General features: G+C 66.7%; 20 protein-coding genes. 6 read left to right on the top strand and 14 right to left on the bottom strand.

The genetic code is table 11. The features are described 5' to 3' along the window. Positions 1-113: 113 nt before the first annotated feature. The 5 genes from AC3A6M_RS07280 to AC3A6M_RS07260 form a co-directional block, all read right to left on the bottom strand. Entirely contained in the window at positions 114-596 is a 483-nt protein-coding gene (locus tag AC3A6M_RS07280; protein WP_487852058.1) for a glutathione peroxidase, read from the bottom strand. 94 nt (positions 597-690) lie between these two features. Continuing rightward, entirely contained in the window at positions 691-1,965 is a 1,275-nt protein-coding gene (gene glcF, locus AC3A6M_RS07275) for a glycolate oxidase subunit GlcF (RefSeq protein ID WP_487852057.1), read from the bottom strand. Between the two features lie 22 nt (positions 1,966-1,987). Then, the gene (glcE, locus tag AC3A6M_RS07270; RefSeq protein WP_487852056.1) at positions 1,988-3,076 is read right to left on the bottom strand and encodes a glycolate oxidase subunit GlcE; all 1,089 of its coding nucleotides are present in this window, start codon (positions 3,074-3,076) and stop codon (positions 1,988-1,990) included. A 36-nt stretch (positions 3,077-3,112) separates the two neighbouring features. After that, positions 3,113-4,600, bottom strand: coding sequence for an FAD-linked oxidase C-terminal domain-containing protein (locus AC3A6M_RS07265; RefSeq protein ID WP_487852055.1), 1,488 nt, complete (start codon positions 4,598-4,600; stop codon positions 3,113-3,115). Between the two features lie 24 nt (positions 4,601-4,624). Beyond that, positions 4,625-6,277: an L-lactate permease gene (locus tag AC3A6M_RS07260; protein ID WP_487852054.1), complete on the bottom strand. Its 1,653-nt coding sequence runs from the start codon at positions 6,275-6,277 to the stop codon at positions 4,625-4,627. A gap of 244 nt (positions 6,278-6,521) precedes the next feature. Between AC3A6M_RS07260 and AC3A6M_RS07255 the strand changes: the two genes are divergently transcribed. Continuing rightward, on the top strand, positions 6,522-7,298 hold the full coding sequence (locus AC3A6M_RS07255; protein ID WP_487852053.1) for a FadR/GntR family transcriptional regulator: 777 nt from the start codon (positions 6,522-6,524) through the stop codon (positions 7,296-7,298). A gap of 22 nt (positions 7,299-7,320) precedes the next feature. Here AC3A6M_RS07255 and AC3A6M_RS07250 read toward each other — a convergent pair whose 3' ends face one another. Continuing rightward, entirely contained in the window at positions 7,321-8,457 is a 1,137-nt protein-coding gene (locus tag AC3A6M_RS07250; protein ID WP_487852052.1) for a PilT/PilU family type 4a pilus ATPase, read from the bottom strand. Between the two features lie 9 nt (positions 8,458-8,466). Next, positions 8,467-9,510 (bottom strand): type IV pilus twitching motility protein PilT, encoded by a 1,044-nt coding sequence (locus AC3A6M_RS07245; protein ID WP_487852051.1) that lies wholly within the window; start codon positions 9,508-9,510, stop codon positions 8,467-8,469. Between the two features lie 107 nt (positions 9,511-9,617). On the opposite strand from AC3A6M_RS07245, the gene AC3A6M_RS07240 reads away from it, so the two are divergent. After that, a complete protein-coding gene (locus AC3A6M_RS07240; RefSeq protein WP_487852050.1) occupies positions 9,618-10,319 on the top strand; it encodes a YggS family pyridoxal phosphate-dependent enzyme in 702 nt (233 codons plus the stop codon). 10 nt (positions 10,320-10,329) lie between these two features. Next, on the top strand, positions 10,330-11,145 hold the full coding sequence (gene proC, locus AC3A6M_RS07235) for a pyrroline-5-carboxylate reductase (RefSeq protein ID WP_487852049.1): 816 nt from the start codon (positions 10,330-10,332) through the stop codon (positions 11,143-11,145). Between the two features lie 15 nt (positions 11,146-11,160). Here the strand turns inward: proC and AC3A6M_RS07230 are convergent, their stop codons facing one another. After that, the gene (locus AC3A6M_RS07230; RefSeq protein ID WP_487852048.1) at positions 11,161-11,838 is read right to left on the bottom strand and encodes a response regulator; all 678 of its coding nucleotides are present in this window, start codon (positions 11,836-11,838) and stop codon (positions 11,161-11,163) included. A gap of 10 nt (positions 11,839-11,848) precedes the next feature. Next, positions 11,849-13,495, bottom strand: a complete 1,647-nt coding sequence (locus AC3A6M_RS07225) for a sensor histidine kinase (RefSeq protein ID WP_487852047.1) — start codon at positions 13,493-13,495, stop codon at positions 11,849-11,851. A gap of 281 nt (positions 13,496-13,776) precedes the next feature. On the opposite strand from AC3A6M_RS07225, the gene AC3A6M_RS07220 reads away from it, so the two are divergent. Further along, a complete protein-coding gene (locus AC3A6M_RS07220) occupies positions 13,777-13,971 on the top strand; it encodes a DUF1059 domain-containing protein (protein WP_487852046.1) in 195 nt (64 codons plus the stop codon). Positions 13,972-13,993: 22 nt separating this feature from the next. Here the strand turns inward: AC3A6M_RS07220 and AC3A6M_RS07215 are convergent, their stop codons facing one another. From AC3A6M_RS07215 to ubiA, 4 genes are read right to left on the bottom strand one after another with little or no spacing between them, the layout of a single operon-like run. Then, positions 13,994-14,284 carry a hypothetical protein gene (locus AC3A6M_RS07215; protein ID WP_487852045.1) on the bottom strand — a complete coding sequence of 97 codons (291 nt, stop codon included), beginning with the start codon at positions 14,282-14,284 and terminating at the stop codon, positions 13,994-13,996. After that, the gene (locus AC3A6M_RS07210) at positions 14,277-14,672 is read right to left on the bottom strand and encodes a phage holin family protein (protein WP_487852044.1); all 396 of its coding nucleotides are present in this window, start codon (positions 14,670-14,672) and stop codon (positions 14,277-14,279) included. Before AC3A6M_RS07210 ends, AC3A6M_RS07215 begins: the two co-directional genes overlap by 8 nt. Further along, positions 14,672-14,992 (bottom strand): ElaB/YgaM/YqjD family protein, encoded by a 321-nt coding sequence (locus AC3A6M_RS07205; RefSeq protein ID WP_487852043.1) that lies wholly within the window; start codon positions 14,990-14,992, stop codon positions 14,672-14,674. The genes AC3A6M_RS07210 and AC3A6M_RS07205 overlap by 1 nt, the downstream gene beginning before the upstream one ends. 40 nt (positions 14,993-15,032) lie before the next feature. Then, positions 15,033-15,887 carry a 4-hydroxybenzoate octaprenyltransferase gene (ubiA, locus tag AC3A6M_RS07200; RefSeq protein WP_487852042.1) on the bottom strand — a complete coding sequence of 285 codons (855 nt, stop codon included), beginning with the start codon at positions 15,885-15,887 and terminating at the stop codon, positions 15,033-15,035. A gap of 137 nt (positions 15,888-16,024) precedes the next feature. Between ubiA and AC3A6M_RS07195 the strand changes: the two genes are divergently transcribed. Continuing rightward, positions 16,025-16,594, top strand: a complete 570-nt coding sequence (locus AC3A6M_RS07195; RefSeq protein WP_487852041.1) for a hypothetical protein — start codon at positions 16,025-16,027, stop codon at positions 16,592-16,594. Here AC3A6M_RS07195 and AC3A6M_RS07190 read toward each other — a convergent pair. Further along, positions 16,572-17,522 carry a hydrogen peroxide-inducible genes activator gene (locus AC3A6M_RS07190; RefSeq protein WP_487852040.1) on the bottom strand — a complete coding sequence of 317 codons (951 nt, stop codon included), beginning with the start codon at positions 17,520-17,522 and terminating at the stop codon, positions 16,572-16,574. The genes AC3A6M_RS07195 and AC3A6M_RS07190 overlap by 23 nt on opposite strands. A 120-nt stretch (positions 17,523-17,642) precedes the next feature. Between AC3A6M_RS07190 and AC3A6M_RS07185 the strand changes: the two genes are divergently transcribed. After that, positions 17,643-18,827 (top strand): PilT/PilU family type 4a pilus ATPase, encoded by a 1,185-nt coding sequence (locus AC3A6M_RS07185; protein WP_487852039.1) that lies wholly within the window; start codon positions 17,643-17,645, stop codon positions 18,825-18,827. The last annotated feature ends 52 nt before the right edge of the window (positions 18,828-18,879 follow it).

Genomic DNA, 18,879 nt, shown 5'->3' with positions numbered 1-18,879 from the left:
ATGAACAAACCTGGCTGGGATTTCAATATTTTCTTTCGTTCACGTATCGTGAACATTTAAAAAATATGAACAACACGCGGCCTTATTGGGCCATGCCCGGCCAAGAGGCTGATTTATTGCCCCAACGCCTTCTCGATATCCCCCGCAATCTCCTCCGGCTTGGTCTGCGGCGCATAGCGCTTGACCACCTTGCCGTCGCGCCCGATCAGGAACTTGGTGAAGTTCCACTTGATTCCTTCGGTACCCAGCACGCCCGGCGCCTCGCCCTTCAGGTGCTTCCACAGCGGGTGGGCATCGTCGCCGTTGACGTCGACCTTGGCGAACATCGGGAAGCTCACGCCATAGTTCTTTTCGCAGAAGTCGCCGATCTCGGCTTCCGAACCCGGTTCCTGCGAGCCGAACTGGTTGCACGGGAAGCCCAGCACTTCGAGGCCGCGGCCATGCAGTTCGCGGTACACGGTTTCGAGTCCCTGGTACTGCGGGGTGAAGCCGCATTTGCTGGCGGTGTTGACGATGAGGAGGACCTTGCCGCGGTACTGGGCGAGGTCGACCGGCTTGCCGTCCAGGGACGTCGCCTGGAAGTCGAACACGTTCATGGGGAGTCTCCTGCATTGTCGTGGGTATCAATGCAAGAGTGTACGGCAAAGCGCCGCGGGGCGTTGCACCCCGCAGCCATCAGGCCCGCCGCGTTCAGGCGGCCTGCCGGGCGACGCGGGTGGCCGTGGCCGGCCGCGCCAGCGCTTCCTCGATGAACTCGATCCAGTGGCGCACCGGCAGCGCGGTGCCGCCCTGGATGTGGCTCAGGCAGCCGATGTTGCTTGAAGCGATCTGCTGGGCGCCGGTGGCTTCCAGGTTGGCTACCTTGCGCTCGCGCAGCTGGGCCGACAGTTCGGGCTGCAGCACCGAGTAGGTGCCGGCCGAGCCGCAGCACAGGTGGCTGTCCCTGCACAGCTGGACGTCGACCCCGGCCAGCGCCAGCAGGCGCTCGGCATGGCCGCGGATCTTCTGCCCGTGCTGCAGCGTGCACGGCGGATGGTAGGCGACGCGCGGTCCTTCGCGGCCGGCCAGGCGGGTGGCCAGTTGCGCCTCGAAGCGCGCCAGCACCTCGGACAGGTCGAGGGTCAGCGCCGAAATGCGTTCGGCCTTCGCCGCGTAGGCCGGATCGTGCGCCAGCAGGTGGCCGTAGTCCTTCACCATCACGCCGCAGCCGGACGCCGTCATCACGATCGCCTCGACCGCCGCGCCGTTCTCGCCCTCCACATAAGGCCACCAGGCGTCGATGTTGCGGCGCACGTCGTCGAGCGCGGCTTCCTGTGCGTCGAGGTGGTGACGCAGGGCGCCGCAGCAGCCGGCCTTCGGCGCCGCCACCAGCTGCACGCCGAGCGCATCGAGCACGCGCGCGGTGGAAGCGTTGATGTTGGGCGCCATCGCCGGCTGCACGCAGCCGTCGAGCACCAGCATGCGGCGCGCGTGGACGGTGGTCGGCCATTCAGTACGCGCGGCGCGCGGGGCGACTTTCTGTTTCAGCGCTGCCGGCAGCAGCGGGCGCAGCGCCTGGCCGGCGCGCATGGCCGGCGTGAAGATCCAGCGCCGCGGCAGCAGCTCGGCCAGCGCCTGGCGGGCGACGCGCTGGCGCAGCGGACGCGCCACCTGGCGGTCGACCACCTTGCGGCCGATGTCGAGCAGGCGCGCGTACTGCACGCCCGACGGACAGGTGCTTTCGCAGTTGCGGCAGGTCAGGCAGCGGTCCAGGTGCTGCTGCGTCTTTTCGGTCGCGGGCTCGCCTTCGAGCACCTGCTTGATCAGGTAGATGCGTCCGCGCGGGCCATCGAGCTCGTCGCCCAGCAGCTGGTAGGTCGGGCAGGTCGCCGTGCAAAAGCCGCAGTGCACGCAGCTGCGCAGGATGGCCTCGGCCTGGTCGCCGTCGGCGCTGCCCTTGATGAAGTCAGCCAGATTGGTTTGCATAATTTAAGACTCGCAGGACTCGTCAGAACTCGTTGTACATGCGCGCAGGATTGAAGATCCCCGCGGGATCGAAAGTGTCCTTCAGGCGCCGGTGGATGCCCGCGAGGGCCGGCTGCAGGGGCGTGAACACGCCGTGGCCCTTGTCGCCGCCGCGGAACAGGGTCGCATGGCCGCCGTGCTCGATGGCGGTCTTGCGGATCCTGGCGGCCTCGCTGTTCGTACCGGCGGTGCCGAGCAGCCAGCGCTGGCCGCCGCCCCATTCGATCAGCTGGCTTCCCGGCAGGTCGAGCGGCGGGGTGGTCGACGGCAGGGCCAGGCGCCACAGGCCGGCGTGGTGGGCGCCGAAGAAGAAATCGGCGCGCTGCTCGCGCAGGTCGTGCCAGAAGCGGTCGGCATCGGCCGTGATCTCTCCACCATGCGCGCCGCCGAGCTCGCGCGCGGCGGCGTCGACCGCCGCGCCGGCGCCCGACAGGCGCAGCGCCAGCCTGCCGTCCAGCCAGGCGCTTGCCGAGATCGGCAGCGCGCGGCCGCTCCAGGCGTTGAGCTTGTCGAGCGCTTCCTGCTGGCCGACCTCGAACGCCAGCGTCGTCTCGCGCACGGGGCGCGGCAGGACCTTCAGCGACACGTTGGCCAGCAGCCCGAGCGTGCCGAGCGAGCCGGCCAGCAGGCGCGAGACGTCGTAGCCGGCCACGTTCTTCATGACCTTGCCGCCGAAGTGCAGCAGCTCGCCGCGTCCATCCACCAGGTCGACGCCGAGGACGAAGTCGCGCAGCGCGCCGGCGCCCTGGCGGCGCGGACCGGACAGGCCGCTGGCGACCATCCCGCCGACGGTGGCGCCGGGACCGAAGTGCGGCGGTTCGAAGGCCAGCATCTGGTTCTGTTCGGCCAGCACCTGTTCGAGCTCGGCCAGCGGCGTGCCGCAGCGCGCCGTCACCACCAGTTCGGACGGCTCGTAGTCGATGATGCCGCGGTAGGCGCGCGTATCGAGCACCTCGCCGCTGACCGCCTGGCCGTACCAGTCCTTGCTGCCGCCGCCGCGCAGGCGCAGCGGCGTGCGCGCGGCGTGCGCGGCGGCGATGCGCTCGCGGAATTCCTGAAGTACCTGTTCCATTCTTGTGTGATCCTCAATCCTCAGCAAATAAGCGCCTCAGAAGCGCGGCAGGTGCGCGAACGGGGCGACCCCGCCGCTGACGTGCATCTTTCCGAATTCGGCGCAGCGGTTCAGCGTTGGAATCGCCTTGTCCGGATTGAGCAGGCGGTGCGGGTCGAACGCGCGCTTGACGGCGTGGAAGGCTTCCAGCTCGGCGCTCGAGAACTGCACGCACATCGAGTTGATCTTCTCGATGCCGACCCCGTGCTCGCCGGTGATGGTGCCGCCGACCTCGACGCACAGCGCCAGGATCGCCGCGCCGAAGGCTTCCGCGCGTTCGAATTCGCCGGGCTGGTTGGCATCGAACAGGATCAGCGGGTGCATGTTGCCGTCGCCGGCGTGGAACACGTTCGCGCAGCGCAGGCCGTAGACAGTCTCCATCTTCTCGATGCTGGTCAGCACGTGGGCAAGCTGCTTGCGCGGGATGGTGCCGTCCATGCAGTAGTAGTCCGGCGAGATGCGGCCCGCGGCCGGGAAGGCGTTCTTGCGGCCGGACCAGAAGCGCAGGCGCTCGGCCTCGTTCTGCGAGACCGTGATCGCGCTCGCGCCGGCGGCCTGCAGCACCTCGGCCATGCGTTCGATCTCCTCGGCCACTTCGAGCTCGGTGCCGTCCGCCTCGCACAGCAGGATCGCCGCCGCCTCGGTGTCGTAGCCGGCCTTCACGAAGGGTTCGACCATGCGCGAGGAGGTGCGGTCCATCATCTCCAGGCCGGCGGGGATGATGCCGGCCGCGATCACGCTGGCGACCGCATTGCCGCCCGTGACCACGTCGTCGAAGGAAGCCATGATCACCCGCGCCGCGGCGGGCTTGGGCACCAGCTTGACCGTCACTTCGGTCACCACACCCAGCATGCCTTCCGAGCCGATGAACACGGCCAGCAGGTCGAGGCCGGGCGCGTCCGGCGCCTCGCTGCCCAGTTCGACGACATCGCCGTCGATCGTCACGACGCGCACCCGCAGCACGTTGTGCACCGTGAGGCCGTACTTCAGGCAGTGCACCCCGCCCGAATTCTCGGCGACGTTGCCGCCGATGCTGCAGGCGATCTGCGACGAGGGATCGGGCGCATAGTACAGCCCGAGCGGCGCCGCCGCCTCCGAAATGGCGAGGTTGCGCACGCCCGGCTGGACCACCGCCGTGCGCGAGGCCGGGTCGACCTTCACGATCCGGTTCAGCTTTGCGGTGGACAGCACCAGGCCGTCGGCGATCGGCATCGCGCCGCCCGACAGGCCGGTGCCGGCGCCGCGCGGCACGATCGGCACCTGCAGCGCGCGGCAGACGGCCAGCACGTCGATGACCTGCTGCTCGGTTTCGGGCAGCGCCACCACCATCGGCAGCTGGCGGTAGGCCGACAGGCCGTCGCACTCGTAGGGCCGGGTGTCCTCCGGCTCGGCCAGCAGGCAGCGGTCCGGCAGCACCGGACGCAAGGCCTGCACCACCTGGCGGCGGCGCGCCAGCAGGGTTTCCGGATCGGGAGACATCTTCATGGTTACCTTTTTAAATTGCCGCGCTTAGTGGACCAGCGCGGTGAACGGATAAACGTAGGCCTGCAGCGTCACCAGGATGCCGACCAGGCAGGCCAGTGCGATCGAATGGAAGAACACGTAGCGCAGGATGTCGCCTTCGTGGCCGTACCACTTGGTCGCGGTGGACGCCACCACGATGGACTGGGCGTCGATCATCTTGCCCATCACGCCGCCCGAGGAGTTGGCCGCCGCCATCAGCACCGGGTCCAGGCCGAGCTGGGTGGCCGAGGTCTTCTGCAGGCCGCCGAACAGCACGTTGGAGGCGGTGTCCGAGCCGGTCAGCGCCACGCCGAGCCAGCCGAGCAGGGTGCCGAAGAACGGGTACAGCACGCCGGTATGCGAGAACGCCAGGCCGAGGGTCGAGTCGAGGCCCGAGTAACGGGTGGTGTAGCCGAGCGCCAGCATGGCGGCGATGGTCAGCAGCGAGTAGCGCAGCAGCTTGATGGTGTCCCAGTACACGGCGAACAGCTCGCGCACCTTGTAGCCCATGACCAGGCCGGAGATGATGGACGCGGCCAGGATGCCGGAACCGGTGGCGGACAGCCAGTTGAGCGTGTAGACGGCCGCTTCGGCGGTCGGCTTGGCGGCGACCGGCGGCATCTTCTGCACCATCTTGTGCAGGGAGGGCCATTCGACCTTGAAGACCGACAGGCCGTCGAGCATCTTCTTCCACTCGGGGATACCCCACAGGAATACCAGCACCGACAGGATCAGCCACGGCAGCCAGGCGCGCAGCACGGCCGAGCGCGAGTGGTTGTGGACCACCGACTCGGTGGCGGCGGCGGTGCCGGCGCCCTTGAACTTGCCGGCGGTATTGGTCCAGATGGTGGCCGGCTTCCAGACTTTCAGGAACATGGTCAGGAAGAACATCGACGAGATCGAGGCGCCGACGTCGACCAGCCACGGGCCGTGGAAGTTCGAGATCAGGTATTGCGGAATGGCGAAGGCGGCGCCGGCGACCAGGATGGCCGGCCAGATCGCGGCCATGCCGGCGAAGCCGCAGAAGGCCCAGATCAGCCAGAACGGCACGATGATCGAGAAGAAGGGCAGCTGGCGGCCGACCATGCCCGACAGTTGCAGCAGGTCGAGGCCGGTCACGCCGGCCAGAGCGATCAGCGGCGAGCCGAGCGCGCCGAAGGCCACCGGCGCGGTGTTCGCGATCAGCGACAGGCCGGACGCGGCCAGCGGCGCGAAGCCCAGGCCGATCAGCATGGCGCCGGTCACGGCCACCGGCGTACCGAAGCCGCCGGCGCCCTCGAAGAAGGCGCCGAAGGAAAACGCCACCAGCAGCAGCTGCAGGCGGCGGTCGGTGGTGATGCCGGTGATCGATTCCTGCAGGACCTTGAAGTAGCCCTTACGCTCGGTGAGCTGGTACAGGAAGATCACGTTCAGGATGATCCAGCCGATCGGCAGCAGGCCGTTGGCGGCGCCGTACATGGCGGCCGAGACCGCGGTCTGGGCCGGCATCGCATACGCGAAAATGGCCACCAGCAGCGCCGCGGCCAGGCCGAGCAGGGCGGCAATGTGGGCCTTGATGTGAAAGAAAGCGAGCGCCGCAAGCATCACGGCAACGGGGATGGCTGCCGCCAATGTCGATAGGACGGCGTTCCCCAGGGGGTCATACACTTGGCTCCACATGCTTCAAATTCTCCTCAGATGTCATTTGGCCAGCCCGTGTGTCTTTGTTATTGCCGGGCCGGTGCACGGCGCCGAGGCTGATCTATGCCTGCCTTCGGCTCAACTTGTATGACAATAACATGTCATACAAGTTGATTTCCAGTGTAGGCAAGTGGCTATATAATTGTCAATCGAGTTCTGATCGGTCGTTCACTGTAGTAAGGAGTCATGCATGGCGCATGCTGGTACATCAAAGGAAGCAATCGTGACTCCGGGCACCCTGGCTGACCGTGTGACCGAGGTTTTGCTGGAAAAAATCAGGAGTGGCGAATTTGCCACAGGCACGCGCCTGCCGGCCGAGGCGGCGCTGGCCGAGCGCTTCGCCGTCAGCCGGACCGTCATCCGCGAAGCCGTCTCGCGCCTGAAGGCCGAGGGCCTGGTGGCCACCCACCAGGGCAAGGGCACGTTGATCGTCGGTTCGAGCCAGCCGGCGCGGTTCCAGATCGATGTCGACGTCGAAAGTTCGGTGCAGGCCGTGCTGCGGGTGATGGAGTTGCGCGGCGGTCTCGAAGCCGAAGTGGCGGCGCTGGCGGCGGAGCGCCGCACCGCGGCCCAGAACGACGAGATCCAGCAGGCGCTGGCCTCGATCGACAAGGCGGTGGCGGCGGGCAGGGATGGCGTCGACGAGGACCTGGCCTTCCACAATGCGATCGCCAACGCGACCGGGAATCCGCTCTATACCTCGCTGCTGGGCTTCCTGCGCCAGTTCCTGCACGAAGCCGTCACCCTGGGACGCATGAACGAGCCGCGCTTCGGCGACATCAAGTCGCAACTACGGAACGAGCACTGGGCGGTGGCCGACGCCATCGCGCGCCAGGACAAGGAAGGGGCGCGCGATGCGGCGCGCGCGCACGTCGCGAACGTCGCGGCGCGCATCCGCGGCGCCGACATCGAGTTCTGGAGCGGCGCCGGACGCGATGTGGCGCGCCGCCTGGCGGAGTCGGAAGAGCATGTGCTGAAACAGGCGGGCGGCAGCCGCTAGGCCTGCCCGCCCGGGCGCGGCCTCAGACGATCCCGAGGTGTTCGGTCCCGCTCGAGAAATCGCGGTTCCTGGCGTGCTTGCTGTTCAGCTTGATGTTCAGGCGCAGGTCGTTCACGGAGTCGGCGTTGCGCAGCGCATCTTCGTAGGTGATCTTGTCGGCCTCGTACAGGTCGAACAGGGCCTGGTCGAAGGTCTGCATGCCGAGCTCCCTCGACTTCTTCATGATCTCCTTGATCTCGTGGACTTCGCCCTTGAAGATCAGGTCGGAGATGAGCGGCGAATTCAGCATGATCTCGATCGCGACCACGCGGCCCTTCGCTTCCTTCTTCGGGATCAGGCGCTGCGAAATCAGGCCCTTCAGGTTCAGCGACAGGTCCATCAGCAGCTGCTGCCGGCGCTCTTCCGGGAAGAAGTTGATGATGCGGTCGAGCGCCTGGTTGGCGCTGTTCGCGTGCAGGGTCGCCAGGCACAGGTGGCCGGTTTCGGCGAAGGCGATCGCGTGTTCCATGGTCTCGCGGTCGCGGATCTCGCCGATCTGGATCACGTCCGGCGCCTGGCGCAGCGAATTCTTCAGCGCGGCTTCGAAGCTGTCGGTATCCACGCCCACCTCGCGCTGGGTGATCACGCAGTTGCGGTGCGGATGGACGAATTCGACCGGGTCTTCGATCGTGATGATGTGGCCGTAGCTGTTCTCGTTGCGGTAGCCGACCATCGCGGCCAGGGTCGTCGATTTACCGGAACCGGTGGCGCCGACCATGATCACCAGGCCGCGCTTGGTCATGATGACCTCCTTCAGCACGTCCGGCAGTTCGAGGTCCTCGAAACGGGGGATGGTGGTCGTGATCACGCGCAGCACCATGCCCACGCAGCCCATCTGCATGAAGGCCGAGACGCGGAAGCGCCCCAGGTCGGCCGGGCTGATCGCGAAGTTCGCTTCCTTGCTCAATTCGAAGCCGGCGGCCTGCTTGTCGTTCATGATGGCGCGCGCCAGGTCGGCCGTGTGCGAGCCGGAGAGCGCCTGGCTCGACACCGGCGTCATCCTGCCGTCGATCTTGATCGCGGGCGGAAAGCCGGCCGTGATGAACAGGTCGGAGCCGCCCTTGCTGACCATCAGGCGCAGCAGGTCGAACATGAATTTGGAGGCCTGGTCGCGTTCCATGCTGGTCCTTTAGCCCGGGAAGTTTTCGGGGATCTTGGCCGCGGCGCGGGCTGCGGCCGAGGAAATCACGTTGCGGCGCACCAGGTCGGTCAGGTTCTGGTCCAGGGTCTGCATGCCGACGCTGGAGCCGGTCTGGATCGACGAGTACATCTGCGCGATCTTCGCTTCGCGGATCAGGTTGCGGATCGCCGGGGTGCCGATCATGATCTCGTGCGCGGCCACGCGGCCGCTGCCGTCCTTGGTCTTCAGCAGGGTCTGCGAAATCACGGCCTGCAGCGATTCCGACAGCATCGCGCGCACCATCTCCTTTTCCTCGGCCGGGAAGACGTCGACGATACGGTCGATGGTCTTCGCCGCCGACGAGGTGTGCAGGGTGCCGAACACCAGGTGGCCGGTCTCGGCGGCCGACAGCGCCAGGCGGATCGTCTCCAGGTCGCGCAGCTCGCCGACCAGGATCGCGTCCGGGTCTTCGCGCAGCGCCGAGCGCAGCGCATTGTTGAAGGACAGCGTGTGCGGGCCGACTTCGCGCTGGTTGATCAGGCACTTCTTCGAATCGTGGACGAACTCGATCGGGTCCTCGATGGTGAGGATATGGCCGTACTCGTTTTCGTTCAGGTGGTTGATCATCGCGGCGAGGGTGGTCGACTTGCCCGAACCGGTCGGGCCGGTCACCAGCACCAGGCCGCGCGGCTTCATGGCCAGCTCGCCGAAGATCTTCGGCGCATTCAGTTCTTCCAGGCTCAGGATCTTGGACGGAATGGTCCGCATCACCGCCGAAGCGCCGCGCTCCTGGTTGAAGGCGTTCACGCGGAACCGCGCCAGGCCGGGAATCGCGAACGAGAAGTCGCACTCCAGCATCTCTTCGTACTGCTTGCGCTGGCCGTCGTTCATGATGTCATAGATCATGCCGTGCACGTCCTTGTGCTCCAGCGGCGGCAGGTTGATGCGGCGGACGTCGCCATGCACGCGGATCATCGGCGGCAGGCCGGCCGACAGGTGCAGGTCCGAGGCCTTGTTCTTGACCGAGAAGGCGAGGAGTTCAGAGATGTCCATTTATAATTAATTCCTGTCGCCGTCGTTCCCGCGCAGGCGGGAACCGCCTGCGCGGGGGCGACGGTGGCTTCGCAGAGCTACAAAAATATTTCCTATAGAAAACCATTATGTCCACAATCGCCGGGAACTTGCAAGCTGTCGAAGCGACAATCGAGGCCGCCTGCCGGGCTGCCGAAAGGCCCCGTTCGACGGTCCAGTTGCTGGCCGTGTCGAAGACTTTCCCTGCGGAGGCGGTCCTGGAAGCCGTCGCGGCGGGCCAGCGCGCGTTCGGCGAGAACTATCTGCAGGAAGGCATCGACAAGATCGCGGCTGTCGCAAAAGCGCTACCGGATACCCCGCTGGAATGGCATTTCATCGGCCCGATCCAGTCCAACAAGACGCGCCCGATCGCGGCCCATTTCGACTGGGTGCACACGGTCGAGCGCCTGAAGATCGCCCAGCGCCTGTCCGAGCAGCGCCCGCCCGGACGCGGCCCGCTCAACATCTGCCTGCAGGTGAACATCAGCGGCGAATCCAGCAAGAGCGGGATCCAGCCCGGCGAACTGCCCGCGCTGGCGCAGGCGGTGGCCGCGTTGCCGAACCTGCGCCTGCGCGGCCTGATGGCCATCCCCGAGCCACAGGAAGATCCGGCGCTGCAGCGCCTTCCCTTCGCGCGCCTGCGCGCGCTGGCCCAGGACATCGTCAAGTCCGGCATCCACCTCGACACGCTGTCGATGGGCATGTCGGGCGACATGCGCGCGGCCATCCTCGAAGGCGCGACCATCGTGCGCGTCGGCAGCGCCATCTTCGGCGCCCGCCATTATGAGTAAAGAGACCAACATGAAAATCAGCTTCATCGGCGGCGGCAACATGGCCACCGCCCTCATCGCCGGCCTGGCCGGCAAGGTCGCGCAAGGCCACGACATCCACGTGGTCGATCCGAACGCGGAGGCGCTCGGCAAGCTGCGCGCCGAATATGGCGTGACGACCGCGCCCGGGATCGGCGCGGAAGTCGCCGCCAGCGACGTGATCGTGCTGGCCGTGAAGCCGCAGCAGATGCGCGACGTCGCGCTGCGCCTGCAGTCGCAACTGGATGCGCGGCCGCTGGTGCTGTCGATCGCCGCCGGCATCCGCGGCACCGACCTGTCGCGCTGGCTGGGCGGCTACGGGGCCATCGTGCGCACCATGCCGAACACGCCGGCGCTGATCGGGCAGGGCATCACCGGCATGGTGGCGATGGCGGGCGTGAGCGACACCCAGAAGCAGGCCGCCGACAGCATCCTGCGCGCGGTCGGCAAGACCGTCTGGCTGGACAGCGAGGACGCCATCGATCCGGTGACGGCGGTGTCGGGCAGCGGCCCGGCCTATGTCTTCTTCTTCCTCGAGGCGATGCAGCAGGCGGCCCTGGAAATGGGCCTGTCGGGCGAGCAGGGCAGGGAACTGGCGATCGCCACCTTCACCGGCGCGGCCCAGCTGGCCGCGCAGTCGGACGAGCCGCTCGAGGTGCTGCGCCAGCGCGTGACCTCGAAAGGCGGCACGACCCACGCGGCCATCACCAACATGGAAGCGGCCGGCGTGAAGCAGTCCATCGTGGCGGCGATGAAGGCGGCGGCGGCGCGCGGGCGCGAGCTGGGCGAAGAGCTGGGCCGCGACTGACGGGAGCGCCGCCGCTCAGTATGCGGGGCGGCGGTCCAGCCCGTGCTTGACCGCATACACATACAGCTGGAGGCGGTTGCCGACGCCGAGTTTCTGGTAGATCGCCGACAGGTGGTTGCGCAAGGTGTGTTCGCTCATGAACAGCTGCTTGGCCAGTTCCTTGTTGTTGACGCCCTGCGCGATGGCGATCGCCGTGACGATCTGGCGCTCCTTGGGCGTCAGCTCGGCGATCTTCAGCTTCTCCGCGCCCTGCTGGCGTTCGCGTTCCTGCTGCTGGTGGAAGACCCTGCCGGTCGTGATCCGGTCCAGCCACAGCTCGCCGCGGTGGACGCTGGCGATGGCCTGCAGGACGACCTCGGCCGGCAGCTCTTTCTTGAGGATGCCGCGCGCGCCGCGCAGGATGGCATCGTCGGTGCGGGCATCGTCGCGCACGCCGGTCAGGATCAGGATCTTGGCGTCGCAGCAGTCCTGCAGCTCGGGGATGAGCTGGTTGGCGTCGCTCGTGCCCAGGTCCATATCCAGCAGGATCAGGTCCGGTTCCAGTTCGCGCGCCAGCCGCAGGGCCTCAAAAGGATCGCTGGCCGCGCCCACCACCGTCATTTCCGGCCGGCGGCTGTCGATCAGCTGGCGCAGTCCCCACAGCACGGTTTGATGGTCGTCGACCACCATGACGCGGATCGGATCGGAACTCATGGCAATGCACTCATGTCGGTATCGTGATGTGGACCGCCGAGCGGCCGTCCCCGGACTCGACCGCGACATGGCCGCCCAGGGCCCGCGCACGGATCGTCAGCGAACGCGGCTCGAATTGCGGCGGCTCGCCCTGGCCCCAGGGGTTTTCGATCCGCAGGTCCAGCATGTTCGCGTGGCGCGCAAGCAGGATGCGGCAATGGCTGGCGGTCGTGTGCTTGCGCACATTGCTCAGGCCTTCGTTGACGAGCTGCAGGATCTCGGCCGCCAGCCGGTCGCTGACCTCCAGCGGCGCTTCGATGTTCACCTCGACCTGCATCCCGAAGTGATCCCGGAAGTGCCGGGCGCGTTGCTGGATATTCGATGCGAGGGCATCGGCGGGTGCGGCATGCTGGCGATCGAGTTCGCGCACGAAGCTGCGCAGGTCATGGATGACCGAAGCGGTCATCGCCAGCAGCCCGTCGATCGGCGCCATCAGCGGATTCGCCGGATTCGCCTGCTCCCTGATCGCCTCCAGCCCCATCTTCAGGCCGATATAGGGCTGGATCGCGCTGTCGTGCAGGTCGGTGACGATACGGCGCCGCTCGACCGCCGCCGCGGCGGAAGCCATGTGGTCGAGGATCCTGACGTGCTCGATCAGGCGGAAGGCCTGCTCCACCGCCTGTGCCAGGAAGCTGGCGTCGCTGTCGCGGAAGCGCCGCCGGCTCGAGCTGAGATAGAGCCGTCCGGTGTCGCGGCCGGGCTGCAGGGGAACGCTCATGAATGCGCGCGCGTTCAGGATGTCGGCCACATCCTGCGCGGGATCGGATGGGACATTTTTCCAGTGGCCGTCGGCGAGGTTGGCCACGCGGGCCAGGGAGCGCCGTCCCTGGTCGTTGCTGTCGATGGCGGTGAAGCAGACAGCCTCATGGGCGCTGAACGGCAGCAGCGAGCTGGCCAGCCCGGCGGGAATCTGCTCCGCGGTGCCGGCGGACTGGGCCGCGTTCGATTCGCGCAGCGTGTAGCGCCCGGTGTCGGCATCGCAGGCCAGCAGCATGCAGGCGTCGGCCTCGAAGAACAGCCGCAGTTTCTCCATGGTCGCCTTGAGCACGTGGTCGACGCCGAATCGCGGATTCGACAGGCCATTGATTTCACGTAGCAGCGCCAGGCGCTTCTTGAGCGCCAGCTCGGAGCCGCCCCACAGCGAGATCATGGTCCCCAGGCTGATCAGGAAGAAACTGCGCAGGAAGAAGGCCGACCATTCGAACCCGGCCTGCTGGCGCGACAGCGCGAACACGATCCCCAGGTAGACGCCGGCGCTGGCGAAGGTGATGCCGATGCCGGCCGCGCTGCCTTGCCTGAACGAGGTAGCGAGGATGGCGAACAGGTAAAACAGGAAAATGCCGCTGGTGACCGGGTCGGTGACCGCGGTCAGCAGTCCGTACCAGGCCAGGTCGAGCCAGTGCTGCCAGGGATGCGCGGCGATCGCGCGCAGCGTATCCGGAAAGACATACAGGACCAGGCTGTACAGCAGGTAGCCGGCGATCGCCGCCCAGGTCAGGTGGGTGGATGCGACATGGCCGGGCACGTCGATCAGGTAGGCGAGCAGGACGGTACTGATCAGGGCCAGGCGTACCCCGGCGACCAGGGATGGACTGGTCTCGAACGACAGTCCGGACATACCCGAATGAGCAGACGAGGAAAATAGCATAGAGATTGGACTGTCGGCTTGCCGTAAATGCGAGCGAGCAACCAATCTATCCAACAGTGGCTAAAAGTGCAAGATAAAATTGTAATTAACAACAGGTATTGTTTATATTGCTCTTTTTTGTTGTTGCGCGCGGGGCGGGGCCGGCCGGGGCTTCGCTGCTGTCGGTGGGATGGCCGGTCAGGCGCCGCCTCCGCTTGATGCGGCGGCGGGTCGGCCTATACTGTAGGTGGGAGTCCTGTCAGGAGATCGTCATGACACGCAAATACATCGACTGCCGTGAGTTTCCGAGCGAAATGAACTGCAGCGTCACGATCGCGGCCGACCGTGAGGAAGAGCTGATCGACGCCGCGGCCCAGCATGCGGTCGCCGTGCACAAGCATGCCGACACGCCCGAGCTGCGCCAGCAGCTGAAGGGGATCATGCACGAGGGCAGGCCGCCGGATTAGGCGAACCAGAGGCAGGGCAGCGTCAGCGGCGAAGCTGCGCCAGCATCGCCAGCGCACCCTGCGCCATGCGCCAGGCCGACATGGCCGAGCCGGCCACCGCCAGCAGGCGCTTGCGCCGCAGCAGCGCCAGTGCCAGGGTGGTGCCGAGCGCGCCCAGCGCCAGTTTCTTGTGCCCGACGAGGTAGCCGGCAAGCGGGTGGCCGGGCGCGTTCGACGGCCGCAGCGACTGCAGCTCCCAGGCCAGGCCGGTGCGCTGCTCGGCGCAGCGCTCGACGAGTTCCGCGCGCCGCGCGGCCAGTGAAGGCTTATTCATCGATGGCTCCCGCGTGGGCACCGGCGGCCGCGTGGCGGACGTACTCGACATCCTTGCGCAGCTCGGCCAGCGTGTCCGCGAACAGGGGCGTCTGGGCATTCAGCCTGGAGCGGACCGACATCACGATCAGTCCCGCGCCGATCGCCAGCACGGCGGCCATCGCGGCCACGGCCTGCAGGCGGTAGGTATCCCAGAACAGCAGGATGACGAACAGCGCGGCCAGCATGATGCTGCCTGCCGCCAGGAACACCGCCAGCAGCGACCACGCGAGGTAGCCGAGCAGGCGGCGCGCGTCTTCCTGGAATTCGACGGCGGCCAGTTCCAGCCGCGTGCCGACCATGGCGACCAGGGTCGACGCGATCCGGCCCGCCGTCGCGAACAGGGCCATTATTTACGGGCGATCAGCATGCCGATCACGACGCCGACAGCGGCGCCGATGCCGACCGACTTCCACGGATTTTCCTGGACGTACTCGTCGGTCGCCCTGGCCGCAATCTTGGTCTTCTCGACCACGGCTTCTTCCAGGCGGATGATGTCATCCTTGGCCTTGACGATGGTGCGCTCGAACTTGGCCTTGGCGGCCTTCAGTTCCTCGCCGGTCAGCGAGCCGCTGTGGCGCAGCCAGGCTTCGGCGTCCTGGATCACGGTCTTCAGGTCGGACAGCAGCTGGTCGCGGGCGCCGGTCTGGGTCGGGATTTTTTCCATCATGGTGAACCTCGTCGATGTTGGTTGTGTATTAAGGACAATATTAACCGAATGCATAGTCTAGCGCGACACCTGCGAACAGTGCGGCACCCAACCAGTTGTTGTGGCGGAACGCTGCGAAGCACCGCATCCGGTCGCGCCCGCGGATCAGGGTGTAGTGGTACAGCGCCATGCCGGCCGCCACCGCGACGCCGGCCACGAACCACCAGCGCAGGCCCAGCAGCCAGCCGCACACCAGGTCGATCCCCAGCGCCGCCGCGTAGCACAGCATGATGGCGAATACATCGTACCTGCCGAACGTGATCGCCGAGGTGCGGATGCCGATCTTCAAGTCGTCGTCGCGGTCGACCATCGCATACTCGGTGTCGTAGGCCACGGCCCAGAACACGTTCGCCACCAGCAGCCACCAGGCCAGCGCCGGCACCGCGCCCTGCACCGCGGCGAAGGCCATCGGGATGCCGAAGCCGAACGCGATCCCGAGATAGGCCTGGGGGATGGCGAAGAAGCGCTTGAAGTACGGGTAGCTGCCGGCCACGATCACGGCCACCACCGACAGCTCCTTGGTGAGCGTGTTCAGCGGCAGGATCAGCAGGAAGGACACGATCGCCAGCACCGCCGCCACCATCAGCGCTTCCCAGCCCTTGATGCGGCCGCTGGTCAGCGGGCGGTCGACGGTGCGCTTGACGTGGCGGTCGAAGTCGCGGTCGGCATAGTCGTTGATCGCGCAACCGCTTGATCGCATCAGGGCGGTGCCGAGCACGAAGATGAGCACGACCATCGGATCGGGCCGCCCGCCCGACGCCATCCACAAGGCCCACATAGTCGGCCATAGCAGCAGCAGGATGCCGATCGGCTTGTCGGCACGGATCAGGCGGAAGTAGAGCGCCAGCTTGTTCATCGCTTGTTCTGAATTGAAAATATGCAAGGTCAGGATTTTAGCCTGTTCATGGCGCGCGATCGATGATGGACAAAGTATGACGGACCCGGCCGGGCTACGATGCCGGCTTTCGACGACAAATCCATGAGGAGACATGCATGCAGTTCGCACGTATCGTGGCGGCGGCCGGCCTGGCGATCGGCTGCTGTGCGCTGGCCGGGCAGTCCCGCGCGGATCGGCTCCAGGGCGACTGGACCGAAGCGCAATCGCTGCGCGAGCTGCCTCCCGGCGTCCAGGTCCTGCTCGGCGTCGGTCTGTCGCCGCACGACGGCGGGATTGCCGACCGCGGCGAAAACTTCAATGCCAGCGATGTGTGGGCGGACGGGATGCCGCCGGCGCGCCGCTTCGTGCTCGGCCTGGTGAGCGGCGACAAGGCGCTGGTGGCGCTGGAGCAGGGCGGGCGTGCGCGCCAGTTCAAGGCGGTGGAGTTCAGGCAGTCCAGCACCACCTGGGCGCCGGTGCGCTGCGTATCGACCGGCGCGATGCCGCACCATGGCGCCGAATTGCTGGAATCCGTCGCCGCCAGCCGGCCTCCCGGAACATGCGCCCTGGCCGGCGTCCTGCCGTCCGGCGCGGCCGACGCCGTCCCCGCGCCGTCCCGGGCGACGGCGCAGGCGCCGATCCAGCCGCCGATTCCGGCCGGCCTCAGGCTGCGGCCTGGAGACTGACCATCTCCACGCCCGGCAGCCCGCACTCGGCCACGGCATTGACCACGGCATCGATCGCGGCGCGGCGCGTGAAGCTCTTGCGCCAGACGATCACCACGCGGCGCGACGGCGCCGGGTCCTGGAAGGGCACGAAGGTCAGCATGCCGTTCGGGTCCTTCATGTCCGGCACCGAGGCGCGCGGCAGCACGGTCAGGCCGATACCGCTGGCGACCATGTGGCGGATCGTCTCCAGCGACGAGCCTTCGAAGGTGCGCTGCATGCCGTTGCCGGCGCTCGGCGACGAGGAGAAACGCGCCATCTCCGGGCAGACTTCCAGCACCTGGTCGCGGAAGCAGTGGCCGGCGCCCAGCAGCAGCATGGTCTCGCTCTTGAGGTCCTCGGCGGAGATGTCCTTGCGCGTGGCCCATGGGTGGTTCTTCGGCATCGCGACGACGAAGGGCTCGTCGTACAGCGGCTGCACCGCCATCCCGTGTTCCGGCAGCGGCAGGGCCATGATGGCGGCGTCCAGCTCGCCCTGGCGCAGCAGGTCGAGCAGCTTGACCGTGAAGTTCTCCTGCAGCACCAGCGGCATCTGCGGCACGTGCTCGATCAGGTTCTTCACGAGCGGCGGCAGCAGGTAGGGGCCGATCGTGTAGATCACGCCCAGGCGCAGCGGGCCCGACAGCGGGTCCTTGTTCTGCTTGGCCAGTTCCTTGATCGCGGCGGTCTGCTCCAGCACGCGCTCGGCCTGGGCCACGATCTGCGCGCCCAGCGGCGTCACCGACACTTCCGAGCCGCCGCGCTCGAACAGGGTCACGCCCAGCTCATCCTCGAGCTTCTTGATCGCGACGGACAGGGTCGGCTGCGCCACGAAGCAGGCCTCCGCGGCGTGGCCGAAGTGGCGGGCGCGGGCGACGGCCACAATGTATTTGAGTTCGGTCAGGGTCATGGGCTTCGAGATTACAACAGCGCCGTCAAAATGGGCAGATGAGCACTATTTTACCGAGAAAGCAGTCGATATAATGGGCCGTTCCGGGTAATGTTGCCCAACGTTAACAAAAAGGCCACCATGTCCTCGACCTTCGGCCCGGCGGAAGCCCAGGCGTACATGCACAAGCTGTTGACCGTCATGCAGCACCAGGGCGGTTCGGATCTCTTCATCTCGGCGGACTTCCCGCCCAGCATGAAGCACCAGGGCGCCATGAAGCCGCTCAGCAACCAGCGCCTGACGGGCGAGGTGACGCGCGCCCTGGCCCTGTCGCTGATGAACGAGCGCCAGCGCGCCGAGTTCGAAGCCGAGATGGAGTGCAACTTCGCGATCTCGCTGCCGAACGTGTGCCGCTTCCGCGTCAACGTCTTCGTGCAGCAGCAGAGCGTCGGCATGGTGGTGCGCACGATCGCCTCCGAGATCCCGAACTTCGAGAAGCTCGACCTGCCGGAAGTGCTGAAGGATGTCGTGATGACCAAGCGCGGCCTGGTGCTGGTCGTCGGCGGCACCGGTTCCGGCAAGTCGACCACGCTGGCGGCCATGATCGACTACCGCAACAGCAATTCGGCCGGCCACATCATCACGGTCGAGGACCCGGTCGAATACGTCCACAAGAACAAGAACTGCCTGGTCACGCACCGCGAAGTCGGGGTCGACACCCATTCCTGGCACAACGCCCTCAAGAATACGCTGCGCCAGGCGCCGGACGTGATCCTGATCGGCGAGATCCGCGACACCGAAACGATGGAACACGCGATCGCCTTCGCCGAGACCGGCCACCTGTGCCTGGGCACGCTGCACGCGAACAATGCCAACCAGACCATGGACCGGATCATCAACTTCTTTCCGGAAGAGAGAAGGCCGCAGCTGCTGATGGACCTGTCGGCGAACCTGCGCGCGATCGTCTCGCAGCGCCTGATCCGCACCGAGGACGGCAAGGGCCGCAAGGCGGCGATCGAGATCCTGCTGAACACCCCGACCATCAGCGAGATGATCCTGAAGGGGAACTTCCACGCCATCAAGGAGATCATGCACAAGTCGCGCGAACTGGGCATGTGCACCTTCGACCAGGCGCTGTTCGAGCTCTACAACGCCGGCCACATCGGCTACGACGAAGCGATCCGCAACGCCGACTCGGCCAACGGCCTGCGCCTGCAGATCAAGCTGTCCGGCGAACGCCGCGCCCCGGCCGGCGACAGCGGCGCCGCGAAACCGGCCGAGCTGTCGATGATGCTGGAAGAAGAACCGGAAGAGGGCGATAATTAACCCGTCGTCCCCGCGCTTAACCCGTCGTCCCCGCGCACTTAACCCGTCGTCC

The organism is Telluria sp. Soil_C_11, assembly GCF_057657395.1.
This window is presented reverse-complemented; position numbering and strand designations above follow the sequence as displayed.

Bases quoted from the DNA above. Each gene is read 5' to 3' on its own strand.
- AC3A6M_RS07280 (WP_487852058.1), bottom strand. From the start codon at position 596: ATGAACGTGTTCGACTTCCAGGCGACGTCCCTGGACGGCAAGCCGGTC.
- glcF (WP_487852057.1), bottom strand. From the start codon at position 1,965: ATGCAAACCAATCTGGCTGACTTCATCAAGGGCAGCGCCGACGGCGAC.
- glcE (WP_487852056.1), bottom strand. From the start codon at position 3,076: ATGGAACAGGTACTTCAGGAATTCCGCGAGCGCATCGCCGCCGCGCAC.
- AC3A6M_RS07265 (WP_487852055.1), bottom strand. From the start codon at position 4,600: ATGAAGATGTCTCCCGATCCGGAAACCCTGCTGGCGCGCCGCCGCCAG.
- AC3A6M_RS07260 (WP_487852054.1), bottom strand. From the start codon at position 6,277: ATGTGGAGCCAAGTGTATGACCCCCTGGGGAACGCCGTCCTATCGACA.
- AC3A6M_RS07250 (WP_487852052.1), bottom strand. From the start codon at position 8,457: ATGGAACGCGACCAGGCCTCCAAATTCATGTTCGACCTGCTGCGCCTG.
- AC3A6M_RS07245 (WP_487852051.1), bottom strand. From the start codon at position 9,510: ATGGACATCTCTGAACTCCTCGCCTTCTCGGTCAAGAACAAGGCCTCG.
- AC3A6M_RS07240 (WP_487852050.1), top strand. From the start codon at position 9,618: ATGTCCACAATCGCCGGGAACTTGCAAGCTGTCGAAGCGACAATCGAG.
- proC (WP_487852049.1), top strand. From the start codon at position 10,330: ATGAAAATCAGCTTCATCGGCGGCGGCAACATGGCCACCGCCCTCATC.
- AC3A6M_RS07230 (WP_487852048.1), bottom strand. From the start codon at position 11,838: ATGAGTTCCGATCCGATCCGCGTCATGGTGGTCGACGACCATCAAACC.
- AC3A6M_RS07225 (WP_487852047.1), bottom strand. From the start codon at position 13,495: ATGTCCGGACTGTCGTTCGAGACCAGTCCATCCCTGGTCGCCGGGGTA.
- AC3A6M_RS07220 (WP_487852046.1), top strand. From the start codon at position 13,777: ATGACACGCAAATACATCGACTGCCGTGAGTTTCCGAGCGAAATGAAC.
- AC3A6M_RS07215 (WP_487852045.1), bottom strand. From the start codon at position 14,284: ATGAATAAGCCTTCACTGGCCGCGCGGCGCGCGGAACTCGTCGAGCGC.
- AC3A6M_RS07210 (WP_487852044.1), bottom strand. From the start codon at position 14,672: ATGGCCCTGTTCGCGACGGCGGGCCGGATCGCGTCGACCCTGGTCGCC.
- AC3A6M_RS07205 (WP_487852043.1), bottom strand. From the start codon at position 14,992: ATGATGGAAAAAATCCCGACCCAGACCGGCGCCCGCGACCAGCTGCTG.
- ubiA (WP_487852042.1), bottom strand. From the start codon at position 15,887: ATGAACAAGCTGGCGCTCTACTTCCGCCTGATCCGTGCCGACAAGCCG.
- AC3A6M_RS07195 (WP_487852041.1), top strand. From the start codon at position 16,025: ATGCAGTTCGCACGTATCGTGGCGGCGGCCGGCCTGGCGATCGGCTGC.
- AC3A6M_RS07190 (WP_487852040.1), bottom strand. From the start codon at position 17,522: ATGACCCTGACCGAACTCAAATACATTGTGGCCGTCGCCCGCGCCCGC.
- AC3A6M_RS07185 (WP_487852039.1), top strand. From the start codon at position 17,643: ATGTCCTCGACCTTCGGCCCGGCGGAAGCCCAGGCGTACATGCACAAG.